General features: G+C 56.1%; 12 protein-coding genes. 2 read left to right on the top strand and 10 right to left on the bottom strand.

Going from position 1 to position 17,014, the window contains the following annotated elements:
- Position 1: 1 nt before the first annotated feature.
- The 3 genes from KCG39_RS25510 to KCG39_RS25500 all read right to left on the bottom strand — a co-directional run bounded on the left by KCG39_RS25510 (position 2) and on the right by KCG39_RS25500 (position 3,903).
- A complete protein-coding gene (locus tag KCG39_RS25510; protein WP_004130130.1) occupies positions 2 to 1,486 on the bottom strand; it encodes a sugar ABC transporter ATP-binding protein in 1,485 nt (494 codons plus the stop codon).
- A gap of 24 nt (positions 1,487 to 1,510) precedes the next feature.
- Positions 1,511 to 2,434 (bottom strand): sugar ABC transporter substrate-binding protein, encoded by a 924-nt coding sequence (locus tag KCG39_RS25505; RefSeq protein WP_004848507.1) that lies wholly within the window; start codon positions 2,432 to 2,434, stop codon positions 1,511 to 1,513.
- A gap of 449 nt (positions 2,435 to 2,883) precedes the next feature.
- The gene (locus KCG39_RS25500) at positions 2,884 to 3,903 is read right to left on the bottom strand and encodes a LacI family DNA-binding transcriptional regulator (RefSeq protein WP_049113823.1); all 1,020 of its coding nucleotides are present in this window, start codon (positions 3,901 to 3,903) and stop codon (positions 2,884 to 2,886) included.
- A gap of 99 nt (positions 3,904 to 4,002) precedes the next feature.
- Here KCG39_RS25500 and KCG39_RS25495 point away from each other — a divergent pair, with 99 nt between their 5' ends.
- Positions 4,003 to 5,010, top strand: a complete 1,008-nt coding sequence (locus KCG39_RS25495) for a Gfo/Idh/MocA family oxidoreductase (RefSeq protein ID WP_004130126.1) — start codon at positions 4,003 to 4,005, stop codon at positions 5,008 to 5,010.
- Between the two features lie 39 nt (positions 5,011 to 5,049).
- Here the strand turns inward: KCG39_RS25495 and KCG39_RS25490 are convergent, their stop codons facing one another.
- The gene (locus tag KCG39_RS25490; protein ID WP_004130124.1) at positions 5,050 to 6,081 is read right to left on the bottom strand and encodes a Gfo/Idh/MocA family protein; all 1,032 of its coding nucleotides are present in this window, start codon (positions 6,079 to 6,081) and stop codon (positions 5,050 to 5,052) included.
- 162 nt (positions 6,082 to 6,243) lie between these two features.
- Here KCG39_RS25490 and KCG39_RS25485 point away from each other — a divergent pair, with 162 nt between their 5' ends.
- Positions 6,244 to 7,116, top strand: a complete 873-nt coding sequence (locus KCG39_RS25485) for an extended-spectrum class A beta-lactamase OXY-4-3 (protein WP_142467842.1) — start codon at positions 6,244 to 6,246, stop codon at positions 7,114 to 7,116.
- 275 nt (positions 7,117 to 7,391) lie between these two features.
- Here the strand turns inward: KCG39_RS25485 and KCG39_RS25480 are convergent, their stop codons facing one another.
- From KCG39_RS25480 to cadC, 6 genes are all read right to left on the bottom strand, one after another.
- Complete coding sequence (locus KCG39_RS25480) at positions 7,392 to 7,805, bottom strand: hypothetical protein (protein WP_004130120.1); 414 nt, start codon at positions 7,803 to 7,805, stop codon at positions 7,392 to 7,394.
- 149 nt (positions 7,806 to 7,954) lie between these two features.
- Positions 7,955 to 9,472, bottom strand: a complete 1,518-nt coding sequence (gene lysS / locus KCG39_RS25475) for a lysine--tRNA ligase (protein WP_123828379.1) — start codon at positions 9,470 to 9,472, stop codon at positions 7,955 to 7,957.
- Positions 9,473 to 9,843: 371 nt separating this feature from the next.
- A complete protein-coding gene (gene dtpD / locus KCG39_RS25470; RefSeq protein WP_004130114.1) occupies positions 9,844 to 11,319 on the bottom strand; it encodes a dipeptide permease DtpD in 1,476 nt (491 codons plus the stop codon).
- Positions 11,320 to 11,378: 59 nt separating this feature from the next.
- Positions 11,379 to 13,526 (bottom strand): lysine decarboxylase CadA, encoded by a 2,148-nt coding sequence (cadA, locus tag KCG39_RS25465; protein ID WP_004130111.1) that lies wholly within the window; start codon positions 13,524 to 13,526, stop codon positions 11,379 to 11,381.
- An 81-nt stretch (positions 13,527 to 13,607) separates the two neighbouring features.
- A complete protein-coding gene (gene cadB, locus KCG39_RS25460; protein ID WP_004130108.1) occupies positions 13,608 to 14,945 on the bottom strand; it encodes a cadaverine/lysine antiporter in 1,338 nt (445 codons plus the stop codon).
- Positions 14,946 to 15,309: 364 nt separating this feature from the next.
- A complete protein-coding gene (gene cadC, locus KCG39_RS25455; RefSeq protein WP_142444856.1) occupies positions 15,310 to 16,842 on the bottom strand; it encodes a lysine decarboxylation/transport transcriptional activator CadC in 1,533 nt (510 codons plus the stop codon).
- Positions 16,843 to 17,014 lie beyond the last annotated feature (172 nt).

The following is a 17,014-nucleotide window of genomic DNA, read 5'->3' as shown; positions in this document are numbered from 1 at the left end:
CTCAATGGGATGCCAACGACAAAATGGTTTCCTGGTCGGCGTCCTCTTTATCGAGGATGCCGGTAATACGCCCTTCATGCATGACCATCACCCGATCGCTCATCCCGAGAATCTCAGGCAATTCTGAAGAGACCATAATCACCGCCACGCCGCGGTTGGCCAGCTCGCTGATCAGATGGTAAATTTCCGCTTTCGCCCCGACGTCGATTCCGCGCGTCGGCTCATCGAGAATCAGTATTTTCGGCTGGGCCAGCAGCCAGCGGGCAATCAGTACCTTCTGCTGATTACCGCCGCTGAGGTTATTAATAATCTGATCCATGGTGGGGGTTTTAATATTCAGGCGGCGGATCTGCTCCATGCAGTCTTCGGCCATTTTGAGGTGCTGAACAAAGCCGGTTTTACCGATATATTCCGGCATTTTAACGATGCTCATATTCTCCAGCACCGACAGCACGAGAAACAGCCCGGACTTTTTCCGGTCTTCCGTCAGCAGCGCCATCCCTTTCTCAATCGCCGTTGAAGGTGAATCAATATTGACCGGCATCCCATCAATCAGCACTTCGCCGCTATCCGCTTTCTCCATGCCGAACAGGCTCTCCATCACTTCGCTGCGCCCGGCCCCCACCAGCCCCGCCACGCCGAGGATCTCGCCGCGGCGTACGCTAAAGTTGATATCGTGAAAGGCCCCCTTGCGCGACAGGTTGCGGACGGTCAGCACCTCTTCGCCAATGGCGTTATTGAACTTGGGAAAGAGCTGGGTGAGCTCCCGGCCGACCATCTGGGTAATCAGCGACTGGCGGGTAAACTCAGTCGTCTGTTTACTCCCGACCCAGGTGCCGTCGCGAAATACGCTGATCTCATCGGTAATCGCAAAAATCTCATCCATTTTATGGCTGATATAAATAATGGCTTTTCCCTGCTGGCGTAAATCGCGAATAATGGTAAACAGATGCGCCACTTCGCTCTCGGTTAACGCCGAGGTCGGCTCATCCATAATCACAATATCCGCGTTCCACGAAACCGCTTTGGCAATTTCCACCATCTGCTGGGAGGCGATACTTAACTCTCCCACCAGCCGGTCGGCGGATAGCCGGATATTCAGTTTATCCAGCAGATCCTGCGTCTGCCGGGCAAGCTGGCGATGATCGACAAAACCGTATTTCATCGGCTCGCGGCCGAGCCAGATATTTTCCGCCACCGTCATATGCGGCACCAGGTTCAGCTCCTGGTGGATCATCGAGATCCCGGAGCGCAGCGCGTCCATGGTATCCTGAAACTGGACCGGCTCCCCTTTAACGCGGATCGCGCCCTTATCGGGACGGTAGATCCCGATAAGGCATTTCATCAGCGTGGATTTTCCGGCGCCGTTTTCGCCCATCAGCGCGTGCACCGTCCCCGGGCGCACGCGTAATGAGACGTTGTCGAGCGCCTTCACGCCGGGGAAAAATTTGCTGATCCCTTCGGCTTCAAGTGCAAAAGCGTTCATACTTCACCTCCGTACCCTGAGCGACTATTTCTGGTTGCGATTGACGAACTCAGCCATGTTATCTTTGGTGATCAGCTGGTAAGGGACATCGATGATCTTTTCCACTTTCTCGCCGTTGGCCAGCTTAATGGCGGCATCCACCGCGCCTTCGCCCTGCCCTTTGGCATCCTGGAAAATCGTGGCGATCATTTTGCCGTTTTTGAGCATTTGCAGGGCATCGGGCGTCCCGTCCACGCCGGCAATCAGGATATGGTTCGGGTTTTTACCCAGCGCCTGCAGCGCGCCGATCGCCATTTCATCGTTGTTGGAGGCGATGGCCTGAATATCTTCGCCGCTGGTCATCCAGTTGCTGACCACGTCAACGGCGTCGTTACGGGTAAATTTAGCGGTCTGCTTCTGCACGATTTTGATATCCGGGTACTTCGCCACCACCTCTTCGACGCCTTTGGTGCGGTCACGGGTCGATTCATTCGCCAGGTCGCCGAGCAGAATGGCGACGTTACCTTTGCCGTTCATCGCTTTGGCTAACGCTTCCATCTGTAAACGCCCCGCCAGCACCGAGTCGGAGCCGACGTAGGCCATTTTGTCGGTCAGCTGCGCCTGCGGGCGGCGGTTAACAAAGATCAGCGGAATGCCCGCTTTGGTCGCCTGGTCCATAATCGGTTTGACCGCGTTGGTATCCACCGGGTTGACGATAATCGCGTCGACGCCCTGACCAATAAAGTTCTGTACCTGCTGTAGCTGCTGGGAGACGTCGCCTTTGGCATCTTCCACCTGCGCCTTAACGCCGTCTTTTTGCATCTCTTTTTGCATTGCGGTGCGCAGAATCGTCAGGAAGTTGTCATCGAATAGCGCCATCGAAACACCGACCGAAATATCTTTCGCCATCACGACCGCTGGCAGCATGCAGGCTATCAAAGAGGCAACAACCGTTTTCTTGATGTTCATAGTTGATCCTTTATTTTCAGGTGCATCGGTTAGGTAAGGTAAAATGAAAAAATAGTTTCATTAATCGTGCGCTAAGCGCCTGCTTTTTCAGCTTTTCGAAAAAACGACCCACGCGCTGGCGCATTTTTCAGGGGTGATCGAAATCACAAAATTCAGTTGTTTTAAAATGGTTTTTTGAAACATCAGTCCATTTGCCGCGTAAGAAAAATTCCAGACCATTTATTTCATTAACAAAGCATATGAAACTTTTATAAGTAAATAACTGAAATGAAAATTTTAAAACCACGTGTTAACAGAACTTTGACACACATCTAACATTGACGCATAAACGCGCAAAAAATGAGAGGCAGGCGACGGTTTGCCACGCGGCGCGGCGATAGCGATAGCGGTTTGAAACGGGGTATCAGATACGGTGTAAAAGGAGATATTGTCACGCGGACCGCGAACGTTCAGTCGACGTTTTCAGCGCTGTAAAGGATAAATTCGACCTTGCCGTCGCTAAAGAGATGCGGCTGGTAGCCGGTTTCCAGGTGACGCAGGGCCAGCTCCACCGCCAGGCGGGCGTGCTGATGGGCGTGTTGATCGATCGTCAACGCCATTCCGCCCTGCGCCAGGTGTTCACGGGTGGTGCGGTAACGTTCATGGGTGATCCAACAGCACTCGCCGTAGCGGCGGTGGCGAGACAGCGCCTGCGCCACCTGCGTGTTGCCCAGACCGGTATTGTAGATGCCCACCACGTCGCGGTTGCGGCGCAGGGCCTCTTCCAGCAGGCGGTCGATCCGCTGCCGGTTGTCCTCCCCCGCCAGCACATCGCCGAGCTGCAGATGCGGAAAGCGCTGGGTTATCACCTCGCGGAATCCCTGAATACGCAAACGATGGGCGCTGAAGTCCTGGCGTCCGCTGAGCATCAGCACTTCTCCAGGCCGATGCGCCATTAATCCCATCATCCTGCCCGCGGTGCGGCCAGCCTGCTGCTGATCGATGCCGACGTGGCAGAGCCTCTGTGCGCCGGGCAGATCGGTAACCAGCGTAATCACCGGCACGTTCGCCTCGCGGCACTGGCGCAAAGCCTCGTAGACCAGCGGATGTTCGTTGCCAAAGACAATCAGCGCATGGCGTTTTTTGCTGCTGCGGATAATGCTTTTCGCCAGCTTTTCCGGCGCGGACTCCGCCACCAGCGTACGGTGCAGCGTCAGTCGGCGATAGCCAAGACTATCCGCCACGTCGGCGAAATCCTGCGTCAGGCGGGTGAAAAAGCGCGAATCGTTACCGCTGAGAAACACTTCTATTTGCCACGGTAGACGACGCTCTTCCGGCAGAATGCGCTTCAGCCCGGCTTCCCGAGCGGCCTGCAGCACCCTGCGCGTGGTTTCCGGCGACACGCCGCCGCGTTCGTTAAGCACCCGGTCAACGGTTGCCACCCCCACGCCAATCCGTTTAGCCAGCGCCTCCAGCGACATGCTTTTCATCGTTTTCCCCATGATGGAAATCCATCAAAACGCCTGTGTCGGTCAGTGTAGCAAACGGATTACTTTGGCAACGCTGAATCCCTCTTTCTGGAGAAAAAAATGACCTGCATTCGTTTTGCCTTGTTGGGCAGCGGTTTTATCGGCCAGGTTCACGCCGCCAGCCTCGCTCGCCATGAGCGAACCGTTCTGTCCATGGTGGCTGACGCCGACCCCGAGCGGGCGAAAGCGCTGGCTTCCCGCTACGGCGCGCGGGCGGTAACCGTCGCCGAGGCCATCAGTAGTGACGCCATTGACGCGGTACTGATCGCCAGCTCGACGCCTTCACACGCGGCGCTGCTGGAGGCCGCCGCCCGCGCCGGGAAAGCGATCTACTGCGAAAAGCCTATCGATCTTTCGCTGGCCCGCGCCCGCGAGGTCGTCGAGAAAGTACTGCCGCTCGGGGTACCGGTGACCGTTGGCTTTAACCGCCGCTTCGACGCCAGCCACCAGCAGCTGCGCCGGGAGATCGAGGCCGGGGTGATTGGCAAAATTGAACTGGTGCAGATGGTGTGTCGGGCATCGGTTATGCCGCCGCTGGAATATCTGCGCAGCTCCGGCGGCCAGATGCGCGACCAGGCGATTCACTTCTTTGACCTGCTGCGCTTTCTTACCGGCGATGAAGTGACAACCGTCGCCGCCATGGGAGATGCGCTGGCGCTGGCGGAAATTGCTGAATTCGACGATGTCGATACTTCCATTCTGATGCTGCGGATGCGCGGCGGCGCGCTGGCGCAGCTGGACAACACCCGGCGCACCGGCCACGGCTACGATGAGCGCATTAGCCTGCTTGGCCCGGATGGCGTGCTGGAGTCCGGCAGTCAGACAACGCGCGGCGTCACGCTGTGGCAGGGAGAGCGCCGCATTCAGCCCGGCCTCTACCCGGACTGGTTCAGCCGCGTCGAGGGGTCGTACTACGCGCATCTGGATGCTTTTGTCCGCTCGCTAGGCGGAGAAGAGGTGGCGGACCTGCCGGGGCTGCTGGACGGCCTGCGGGCGCAGGCCATCGCCGAAGCCGCTGTGCTCTCGCTGCAGCAGGGACAATTTGTCAGCGTCGAACCGCTGGCGTAAAAAAGCCCCGTATGCGGTCGGCATACGGGGCCGCTTCACTTAGCGCTCTTCGTTAAATACCACGCCAATCTGCCGCCGCACTTCATCCATCACGCTCAGGTTTTCCAGTACCCTGGCCAGCGGGCGGATCGGCGAGTCCGTCAGCCCCTGACCGACGCACCAGGCAAAATGCTCGGCCTGATAAAACAGCTGGTCGTAGCGGTTGCGCGGCTCCTCCCAGCGCAGCACCTGCCCGCCCTGACTGGCGGCGAGAGTAAAATTCCCCGGCGCGTAGAACTGCCCGTCGAGGGTAAGGGTCGCATCGCGCCCGGCCACCACCGCGCCGCCCGGCGTGTTGCTGAACAGGGTGGTGTTCAATAATCCCTGGAGGCCCTTTTCCCAGTTAAACAGCATCGAAATCTGCCCGTTGACGCCTCTTTGGGCGGGACGCCCGCGGGCGATAATGTCCTGCGGCACGCCGCCAACCATCACGCAGAATGAGGTCAGATAGCTGCCGAGATCCATCATCGGCCCGCCGGCGAGATCGGCATTAAAAATGCGATGATCCGGAGTAAAGAACTCGCCGTGATCGGCGAGCAGCGTGTGCAGATCGCCCAGTACGCCGTCCTCCAGCAGCTGGCGAATCACGTCATACTTCGGCGCGTAGTCGCACCACATCGCCTCCATCGCCAGCGTCCCCTGCTTCATGGCCTCCGCTTTCAGCGCCGCGCCTTCCCGCCGGTTCAGCGCAAACGGCTTTTCAATCAGCACATGTTTGCCCGCCCGCAGCGCCCGCAACCCGTCGGGAAAGTGGTGGTTATGCGGGGTGGCAATGTATACCGCGTCAATATCCGGGCGCGCCAGCATCTCATCCACCTGAGCGTAAGCCTGCGGGATCCCCCAGCGGGCGGCAAAGCTGTCGGCCTTTTGCTGCGTGCGCGAGGAGACGGCAACCACCCGCTGGTGGCTGAGCTCTTTTAACGATTTCACAAAGCGCTCGGCAATCCAGCCGGGGCCAATAATGGCCCAACGCAGCGAGGGGATCGCCGAGGCGGCGGGATGGCGCGGTTTTGGTAACTGTGACGGGAACATAGCGGCTCCTGATTTTATTTTGCCGGGGAGAGACACTATAAGCAGGCGCAGAGGAGGACGAATAACGAATTTATGATGGAATTCCATCATCGACATAGTGCTTGTCAAACGCGCGGGAGTCGCGGATAGTCCGGGCAGTTCATCACTATCAAGGAGTCAGAGATGTTGAAAAGTTCGTGGCGTAAAAGCGCCCTGATGGCCGCCGTCGTTCCGCTACTGCTGGCGAGCGGTTCATTATGGGCCAGTGCCGATACTCTCCAGCAGAAGCTGGCTGATTTAGAAAAACGTTCCGGCGGTCGGCTGGGCGTGGCGCTGATTAACACGGCAGATGATTCGCAGACCCTCTATCGCGGCGACGAACGTTTTGCCATGTGCAGCACCGGTAAAGTGATGGCCGCCGCCGCGGTGTTAAAACAGAGCGAAAGCCATCCCGATGTGGTGAATAAAAGGCTGGAGATTAAAAAATCGGATTTAGTGGTCTGGAGCCCGATTACCGAAAAACATCTGCAAAGCGGAATGACCCTGGCGGAACTCAGCGCTGCGGCGCTGCAGTATAGCGACAATACCGCGATGAATAAGATTATCGGTTACCTTGGCGGGCCGGAAAAAGTCACCGCATTCGCCCAGAGCATCGGTGACGTTACTTTTCGTCTCGATCGGATGGAGCCGGCGCTGAACAGCGCGATTCCCGGTGATAAGCGCGATACCACCACCCCATTGGCGATGGCCGAAAGTCTGCGTAAGCTGACGCTGGGCAATGCGCTGGGCGAACAGCAGCGCGCCCAGTTAGTGACATGGCTGAAAGGCAATACCACCGGCGGGCAAAGCATTCGTGCAGGCCTGCCCGCAAGCTGGGCGGTCGGGGATAAAACCGGCGGCGGAGATTACGGCACCACCAACGATATCGCGGTGATCTGGCCGGAAAATCATGCTCCGCTGGTGCTAGTGACCTATTTTACCCAACCGCAGCAGGATGCGAAAAGCCGCAAAGAGGTGCTAGCCGCGGCGGCGAAAATCGTGACCGAAGGGCTGTAGCCCGGGAACAGGTTCGTGCTGCAACACTCTGCGCTTTGTTTTCCCGGTAGCGCTGCGCTGTTCGGGCTACGGGTTCATCGCCATCTGCGGACCGGTAGCCCGGACAGATGCGCAGCATCGCCTCCGGAACATTCAGCCACTCTGCGCTCTGCTCCCGGGGGCGGCGCTCAACGCGCCTTGCCCGGGCTACGGGTTCACCACCGTCTGCGATCCGGTAGCCCGGACAGATGCGCAGCATCGCCTCCGGGACAGCCTGAATAGACAGCCGCCAAATATTAGTCGGTAATTTTAAACGTCAGCGCATAGGCGCTGGTTTTCCCTTCATCACGCGCGCCGCCCATCTGATATACCCGCACCGTATATTTCCCGCTGACACCCAGACGCTGCTCAAAAATATCGCCGCTCATCGAACCGTTAAAAATCGCGTGATTATCCGGGGTAATCACATTAAAAAAGGGATGCGGCCACTGGCTGTTCATACCGATATGCATCATCTGGCCGGCTTTCGCCTCCAGCGTATAGTCATTAACATCGTCGCCGGTCACGGTGCTTTTTATTATCGTGCCGTTGCTGCCTTTATCAAAATGAATGGTATTGCTGTTTATATTATCACTTGCCATTGATAATACTGACGTTAATAAGTAACTTGCACAGATCACGCCGCCAACAATTAATTTTATTTTTTTCATTTAATTAACACCTTATGTTTTTTATGCGCGCTGTTATAGCACATAAGGTGCCCGGAGTAAGCTTATTCGCCATATCGCTCGCCGGGATAAACGGGTCGAAATTAAGGCCCCCGGCTTAAATAAATAAGGGGGCCTGGTTTCTGCATGATTTATTTCTGCGGACGCATTGCCGGGAACAGGATCACATCGCGGATGGTGTGGCTGTTAGTAAACAGCATCACCATACGGTCGATACCGATACCCAGGCCGGCAGTCGGCGGCAGGCCGTACTCGAGCGCGGTGACGTAGTCTTCGTCGTAGAACATCGCTTCATCATCCCCCGCCGCTTTGGCGTTGACCTGATCCTGAAAACGCTGGGCCTGGTCTTCCGCGTCGTTCAGCTCGCTAAAACCGTTACCGATTTCCCGTCCGCCGATGAAGAATTCGAAGCGGTCGGTAATTTCCGGGTTCACGTCGTTACGGCGCGCCAGCGGCGAAACTTCCGCCGGATACTCGGTGATAAAAGTCGGCTGGATCAGATGCGCTTCCGCCACTTCGTCGAATATTTCGGTGACGATACGCCCCAGGCCCCAGCTTTTCTCAACGTGAATGCCGATGGATTCCGCCAGCGCTTTTGCCGCATCGAAGTTATCCAGATCCGCCATCTCGGTTTCCGGACGGTATTTCTTGATCGCTTCGCGCATGGTCAGTTTTTCAAACGGCTTACCGAAATCGAACACCTGATCGCCGTACGGCACTTCGGTTTTACCCAGTACGTTCTGCGCCAGCGTGCGGAACAGGGATTCGGTCAGTTCGATCAGATCTTTGTAATCCGCATACGCCATATAGAGTTCCATCATGGTGAACTCTGGGTTATGGCGCACGGAGATACCTTCGTTACGGAAGTTGCGGTTGATTTCGAACACCCGTTCGAAGCCGCCGACCACCAGCCGTTTCAGGTACAACTCCGGCGCGATGCGCAGATACATATCCAGATCGAGCGCGTTGTGATGGGTGATAAACGGACGCGCGGAGGCGCCGCCGGGGATCACCTGCATCATTGGCGTTTCGACTTCCATAAAGCCGCGCGCAACCATGAACTGACGCATGGTCGCCAGGATCTGCGAACGCACCTTGAAGGTGTGGCGCGACTCTTCGTTGGAGATCAGATCCAGATAGCGCTGACGATAGCGCGCTTCCTGATCCTGCAGGCCGTGAAACTTGTCCGGCAGCGGGCGCAACGCTTTGGTCAACAGACGCAGCTCGGTGCAGTGAATGGAGAGTTCACCGGTCTGGGTTTTGAACAGCTTACCGCGGGCGGCGATGATGTCGCCGAGATCCCATTTCTTAAACTGTTCGTTGTAGACGCCTTCCGCCAGATCGTCGCGCGCGACGTACAGCTGAATGCGGCCGCCGACGTCCTGTAAGGTGACAAAGGAGGCTTTGCCCATAATCCGGCGGGTCATCATACGGCCCGCGACGGAGACCTCGACGTTCAGAGAGATGAGCTCGTCGTTTTCCTTACCATCAAATTCCGCATGGAGCTGGTCGGAAGTATGGTCACGGCGAAAGTCGTTCGGGAACGCCACGCCCTGCTCGCGCAGCGCGGCCAGTTTTTCACGACGGGTTTTCAATTCATTATTAAGGTCAATTGCCTCATCGGCACCTTGTGCTTGTTGTTCAGACATGTTGGTTCCTCATAACCCTGCTTGCAAACTTGCTTCGATAATTGAACCAGGTCACTCTCTAGCGCGGCCTGTTCCGGCGTCGACGCCAAAGAACAATCTTAACGAACCTGGTTTCACTTCCGGCTGAATTCACTCAACCATCGTTTCACTAACGATTTTTTGTCTTCGGCTTCCGCGCCCGCCAAAATATCCTCCTCCTGTTCCGTAAAGGGTGCAAGGAGCGGCTTGTCGCTCCGCTGTTGGGCTGCCGATCCCCGGCTCGCGGCGTAAACGCCTTAGCCGGGCTACCAGGCAGCACGATTTTGTCGCCCCGGTAAGCGCAGCGCGACCGGGGAGATATCCCGGTAACCCGCACCTGTCGCCAGACGGGGCTAGACGCCGCCGCCGGGAAGCTCACCGGCGGCAGCGCGACGCCTACCGACGCTGAACGCGGCGGCGAAGGCGACGACGACAATCACCGCCACGCAGCCCAGCGTCCATTCGCCCATCTGGGCAAAGAAGTGCTGATACGCGGCAATCGCCGTATCGCTGATTTGCGACTCGGTGGTCTGCTGCGCCACCACGCCCGCCAGCCAGTTGGCTACCGCACCGGTGGCCAGCATATAAATCCCGGTCAGTACCCCGGTGACGCCGGGCATATTGAGGCGGGTAATCTGCGCCATCGCCACCGGGTCGATAAACAGCTCGGCGAAACCCATTAGCGCCAGGCCAGCCACCATCATGCCCATCGATGCCTGCCCCTGTGCCGCGCCATGGCGCGCGTTAAGCGCCAGCAGCATAAAGCCGCAGCCCATCAGCACCAGGCCAAAGGCGAACTTCAGCCACACGCGCAGCGCCGAGCGGGTCGCGCCTTCCGGCCGCATCAGCCACGCCAGCACGACGCCCGCCGCCATCACCGCCACGGCGTTAACCGACTGGAACAGCGCAGTCGGCACCTCAATATTCACCAGGCGACGATTAACAAAGTGGTCAATGAACAGACTGATTGAACTCCCGCCCTGCTGCGCCAGAACCCAGAACAGAGTCCCGGTCAGCATCAGCAGAACGATTTGCCACAGCGCGCGGCGATGCTCCGGCGATTTGACCATAATGCGCGCCACCATCTGGGCAGCGAAAACGCAGACGATCGCCAGCAGGTAGCCGGACCAGTTATTCTCCAGCAGCAGCGTGAAAAACACCGGCGCAACGCAGAGCATCACCACCAGCCAGCCCCAGGTCGGCAGCACAAATTTCACCGCCTGCAGCGCCTGTTTATCGACGCCGCGCGCGTGGCGGAAGTAGCGACTGCCGCTGAGGAAAATCATCAGGCCGACAAACATACCGATTCCCGCCAGCGCAAAGCCGATATGCCAGCCGTACCACTGCGCCGCCAGCCCGCAGGCGATAGGCGCGGCGATGGAGCCGACGTTCCCGGCGGCGTACAGCAGCGAAAAACCGCCGTCGCGGCGAGGGTCGTCAACGGCGTAGAGTTCGCCCAGCAGGCAGCTGATGTTGGATTTGAACAGGCCGTAGCCGCAGATAATGATCGCCAGCGCGAGGTACAGGCTCCAGGTGGAATCGGATTCGACGCCCAGCACTACGTGGCCAAGCGTCATTAATAGCGCGCCGGCAATCACCGCCGTGCGGTTGCCGAGCAGGCGGTCGGCAAGCCAGCCGCCGAGAATAGGAGTGACGTACACCAGGGAGGCGTAGGCGCTGAACAGGCTGATGGCGTGGCTGTCATCAAAGCCGAGTTGATGGGTGAGATAGAGGATGAGTAAGGCACGCATGCCGTAAAAGCTGAAATATTCCCAGATTTGGATCGCAACGATGTAATAAATCGCGCGCGGCTGTGAGGGTGTTTTCATGTGTTCTCCTTGCAGCGTGAAAAAGGGAAGTGGCAAGCCACTTCCCTGTTGTGCATCGATTATTTGTTGTTTTCTTCTCTCAGCACTTTAACGGTGTAACGACCATCCGCCTGACGATAGGCGCCGTGGATATCGGTTTCGAAGCCCGGATAGTGGGCGCCGATTTCGCACAACATCTGCAGGAATTCCAGCACCGGACGGCTCTCTTCGGTGATCATTTCACCCGGCATCACCAGCGGCACTCCCGGAGGATACGGCAGGATCATGTTGGCGTTGACGCGGCCCACCATCTCTTCGAGATACACCTCTTCGGTCTGACCGTGCAGCTCTTTCTGGAACGCGGCGTACGGCGTGATCATCATGGTTGGCAGCACTTCAAACGCGCGGAACATCAGGTCCGGCAGGTTGTGGTGCTCAATCAGTTTGTGAATATTCTGCGCCAGTTCCTGAACGCGCATGTTTTCGTAGAATTCAGGATCTTCACGGTACAGCGACGGCAGCATGTTTTTCACCCGCAGGTTCAGGTCGAACGCGCGTTTGAAATCGGTCAGCGCGCGCAGCAGGCTCAGCGCTTTGGTTTTGTCGATACCGATGCTGAACAAGAACAGCAGGTTGTACGGACCGGTTTTTTCGACCACGATGCCGTGCTCATCGAGATATTTCGCCACGATGCTTGCCGGAATACCGAAATCATCCATGGTGCCGTCTTTCTTCATCCCCGGGGTCAGCAGCGTGACTTTAATCGGGTCGAGATACATGTGTTCGTTATCGATGTTTTTGAAGCCGTGCCACGCGCTGTCGGAGCGCAGCGGCCAGCATTCCGCGCCATCGATATGTTCCGGCTGCCAGACGTCGAAGAACCAGCCGTCGGATTCGCCTTTCAGGCGTTTAATCTCTTTACGGAACTTAATTGAACGTTCGATAGAGCCGTCAATCAGGCGCTTACCGGCGTTGCCTTTCATCATCGCCGCCGCGGTTTCCGTCGAGGCTACTACGCCGTAGTGCGGAGAAGTGGTGGTGTGCATCATGTAGGCTTCGTTAAAGGTTTCTTCGTTTACGTCGCCTTTCACATGAATCATCGATGCCTGAGAAAACGCCGCCAGCAGTTTGTGCGTGGACTGCGTTTCGTAAATCACTTTCCCTTCGACGCGGCCGCCGCTCATCCCGCATTTGCCTTCATAAATCGGCGAGAAGTTGGTGTAAGGCACCCACGCGGAGTCAAAGTGGATGGATTTAACATCCAGGGTTTTCTTGATGTAGTCCGTGTTGTACAGCAGACCATCATAGGTGGAGTTGGTGATCACCGCGTGCACCGGCCAGGTCGCGTTCGGCGTCTCTTTTACGCGTTTGGCGATCGTCGCGTGCTGGAATTCGCTCTGCGGGATACCGCCGAGGATGCCGTAGGCATTACGGGTCGGACGGAAGTAGATTGGCGTAATGTCGCTCATCATCATCAGATGGGTCAGCGATTTATGGCAGTTACGGTCAATCAGCACGGTGCTACCGGCCGGGGCGGAATACATGCCGACGATTTTGTTGGCGGTGGAGGTGCCGTTGGTCACCATATAGCTGCGTTCCGCGTTGAAGACGCGGGCGATGTACTCTTCCGCTTCTTTGTGCGGGCCGCTGTGATCCAGCAGGGAACCGAGTTCAGAAACCGAAATCGAGATATCGGATTTCATGGTATTGGAACCAAAGAAATCGTAGAAGATGCTGCCGACCGGGCTTTTCTGGAACGCGGTACCGCCCATATGGCCTGGGGTACAGAAGGTATATTTGCCTTCACGCACGTATTTAAACAGCGCTTTGGTCAGCGGCGGCAGAATGGTGTCGATATACTCATCGGTATTCTGTTTGATTTTGTTAGCAATATCTTCCGCCGCACCCAGCGCATATTCGAAGAAGCGAACCTGCATGCGCAGATCGTTGAGGCTCACATCCAGGGTTGAGTAAGTATTCGCAAAGGCGTACAGCGGCATATATTCGTTCATTTTGCTGATGTCTTCGCACAGTTCGAGATTGTATTTATCCCAGTCGAAGATCACGCCGCACAGACGCGCATTGTTTTCGATCAGTTTTAATAAGTCGTCACGGTCGTTCGGGTAGACAATACGGAAGTCCAGGCGTTCGAGGGCGCGATGCAGCTCACGGATGGGCTCTTCTTTGAAGTAAACACCCATGTGATTCATGATTGCGATAACGTTCATAGTCAAATCTCCAGATAAAGAAAGCCCCTCCCGCCACGTCGTGACAGGTGATGGAAGGAGCCTCAGGAATAGGGTTACGGATTAATGCGCGCTGGCGGTGCTGCTATCAGCGGAGCCGTCGTTACTCTGACGCTGGTGCATTTTGCGGCCGTAGAACATCAGGATGATCAGGCTGACGATAAAGGTGCCGGCCAGTTCGAAGGAGCTTGCCCCCATCAGGGCGATAAAGCAGAACCCGCAGCCGAGGATGGAGCAAATCAGGCTGACGAAGTTGCGCACGTTAATGCCTTCGAAGCGAATCAGGTCAACGCAGGAGTAGAAGTAAGGCAGCATGGTCAGCAGAACCGCGATACCGGTCAGCTCGCCGAACAGGTCGGAGGCTTTCCCGCCGGTGGAGTTCATCAGGGTGATCAGCACCATCAGGACGGTCATTTTCACTGCGGCCAGCAGCAGGCCTTTTTTCGGGTTGCCGTTTTTATCCAGTTCACCGTAGATTTTCGGGAAGTTGCCGTCGTTAGCGGCGCGCACGCCGGCCTGGCCGACCAGCATCATCCACGAACCGAGAGAAGTCAGGCAGGCAAAGGCGGTGAAGGCGGAAACCATCGGCGCAGCCCAGCCGCCAAGGATAGTCGATGCGCTGATAGCAAACGGCGCGCCGGACGCGGCCATCTCAGACGCAGGGTACATACCGGCGATGACCTGGGTCGCGGCGATATACACGATACCTGCCAGCGCGGTCCCCAGCATGGTGGCCAGCGGTACGGTACGTTTCGGGTTTTTCACCATCCCGGTACTGACGGCGGCAGATTCTACCCCGACAAAGGCCCACAGGCAGAGAAGGATACTTTTCACCACCGCATGGCTATCCGTCGTGGCTGAGGTGTTCCAGTTTGCCTGATAGGTGGCAACGTCAAACCAGTGCCAGCCGACCACTGCGGTCATTACGACCGGAATAAGCACCAGCACCAGACCAATAGTCGTCAGGCGGCTTACCCAGGTGCCGCCGAGCATATTCACGAAGGTGAATATCCACACGATGGCAATACAGGCAATACCTGCCGGTACCGGGTTATTTAAAATAGGGAAGAATGTTGATAAATAAGAGACGGCGGTAATGCCGATTGCCAGATTACCGATCCAGTTAGCGTGATAATAAAGCACACCGGTCTGAAAACCGAACGCCGGGGATATTTCGCCGGCGTAGGCAATAGGGCCACCCTGCTGCGGGTTTTTGGTCGCCAGACGGGCATATACATAAGCCAGAGACATCGCGCCAATAATAGATATCACCCAACCCCAAATGGCGATAGAACCGATACTCGCCAGGTTCGCAGGTAATAATGCAATACCGCTCCCCATCATATTACCGGCTACCACGCCGGTACAGGCAAATAGCCCGATCTTCTTGGCAGAACTCATGTTTGCTTTTCTCCTAAGTTTATTTGGGAGGTACAGATCATGATGATGAACCTTTTATTGACCCGACCAACTGCCAATTAGATTACGGATTAGTACGAGATAAGTCCTAAAGATAAAGTGAAATAACTGCAAACATCAGACAAATGATATTTTGACCTTTTTTGCGCAACATATCAGGATGACATGTTGAGATCAGGAAAAGATAAATATCAATAAATTACATGGACTTATAAACACATCTTCGTGTTGAAAATGTGTTACAAACAGGCAGGGAAAGGATATAAAATATAACAACAGAGACGCTCATGAGAAACATAAATTTAACCTCACCACGGCCAAAACCATGGCCATGATGAGGGTTTACTTATTCTGAAGCGAGGAAGTTATCGAGATACGGAACCACGCGGGTTACGGAGGTCTGGAATACCGCGTTTTCAATCCAGTAAAATGTATTCTCTCCCGGACGTAAATTAAATGCTGTCAGATAGGCATCGGCAGCTTCCCGGCTCTGCCCTTTCATTTCGTAGACTTTACCCAGCAGCACATAGTTCATCCACGACATTTCCAGGTCAATACCGGTATTAATCGCGCTGTAGGCTTCATCGACTTTCCCTTTGCCCAGCATATCTACCGTTTTAATCTGATAAAATATTGCCATGTCTTTAATCCCCGGCATATTACCCACCCGGGTTATTTCGCTGTAAAGATCGGCAAGCTGTTTATCATCCAGCGGCTGCTGAGAATGGCGTAATACGTCCACCAGCGCCTTTTCCGCCCAGGCATAGGTAAAGTCCGGCGATTGTTTATTCACGTCGGCAAGCAGGCTACTGGCTTTTCCGAGTGAATCAACGTCTCCGTTCATTAATAGCTGATGCGCCTGATAGAAATGGGTAAGCACGATACTTTGCGACGGCTGATACTGCTTTAACATCTCCTGCATCCGCGCCGGCCACGGCTGCTTCAGCGCCTCTGACAGGCTGCTCAGCAGGTCGTTCTGAATCGACAGCTGGTTGTCGCTGGTGACAAAGTAGCGCTTATCCATCATGGTCGAACCGTCGGCGTTATCCACCACCTTCACCGACATAAAGCACTGCTGCGCGCGATAGTGCCGCTGGTTGACGAACTCAATGGTCAGGGTTTTACCGGAGCTGCTCGGCTCATTGATGTTGTAGTTGGTTTTATCGTGCACCATAAAGGTGGAGAAGGTGTTCAGCGAGGTGGTAATCAGGCTTCCCAGACCGATGGCATAGGAGTGCTGCGATGACCAGTTGTTGCAGGTACTGCCGCTGAGCAGGTGAATATCAACATCGCGCGGGTTGAGCAGCAGCTGCGTTTTCGTGACCGGCGGGCGCGACTCGAGGGTCGATAACGCCACCAGCGCCACGCAGCTCGCGAGGGCCAGCAGAAACAGCCCCCAGACGATAAACGTACTCAGCCGCTTGCGTTTTTCCGGCTTCACCACCGCTGCTCCGACCGGCGCGGGCGTATCGGGCTGCGGGGAGGGCAACGGCGCGGCAAAACCGGCCGTTGGCGTTTCTGCGGGGATAACCGGCGTCAGCTCCTCCCCCTCTTCCGTACACCAGATCGCCGGCACCGTCAGCTTATAGCCGCGCTTGGGTACGGTAGCGATATATTCAAGGCTGCCGTCGTCGCCATCTTTCAGCGACTTACGTAGCTCGGAGACGCTTTGCGTGACGACGTGACTGGTGACAACGTTGCGGGTCCAGACATTATCGATGAGCTCATCCCGGCTGAGTACTTCCCCAGGATGACGGGCAAAGAAAACCAAAAGATCGATTAAGCGCGGTTCGAGAGTTAGCTGACGCCCCTTGCGGCTAATTTGGTTAACAGAGGGAGTAACCAGCCATTCTCCAACGCGAACAACAGGTTGTTGCATAAAAAAGAGCCCCAGGACGAAACGGGAAAGGCGCGATGATATCACATTTACCCTACCTATTAATGATAGGGGTCATGACCATGAACGCAATATATTCATCTTCGTTTTCGATGACTGGCAAACTTTCATTTGCTAAAGGCGTTTTTTTGCCTCACGGCAATGTTTCTTAAGG

This window comes from Klebsiella pasteurii, from assembly GCF_018139045.1.
GTDB classification, from domain to species: domain Bacteria; phylum Pseudomonadota; class Gammaproteobacteria; order Enterobacterales; family Enterobacteriaceae; genus Klebsiella; species Klebsiella grimontii.
Note: the sequence above shows the minus strand (reverse complement) of the source record. Positions and strands in the feature narration are given on the sequence as shown.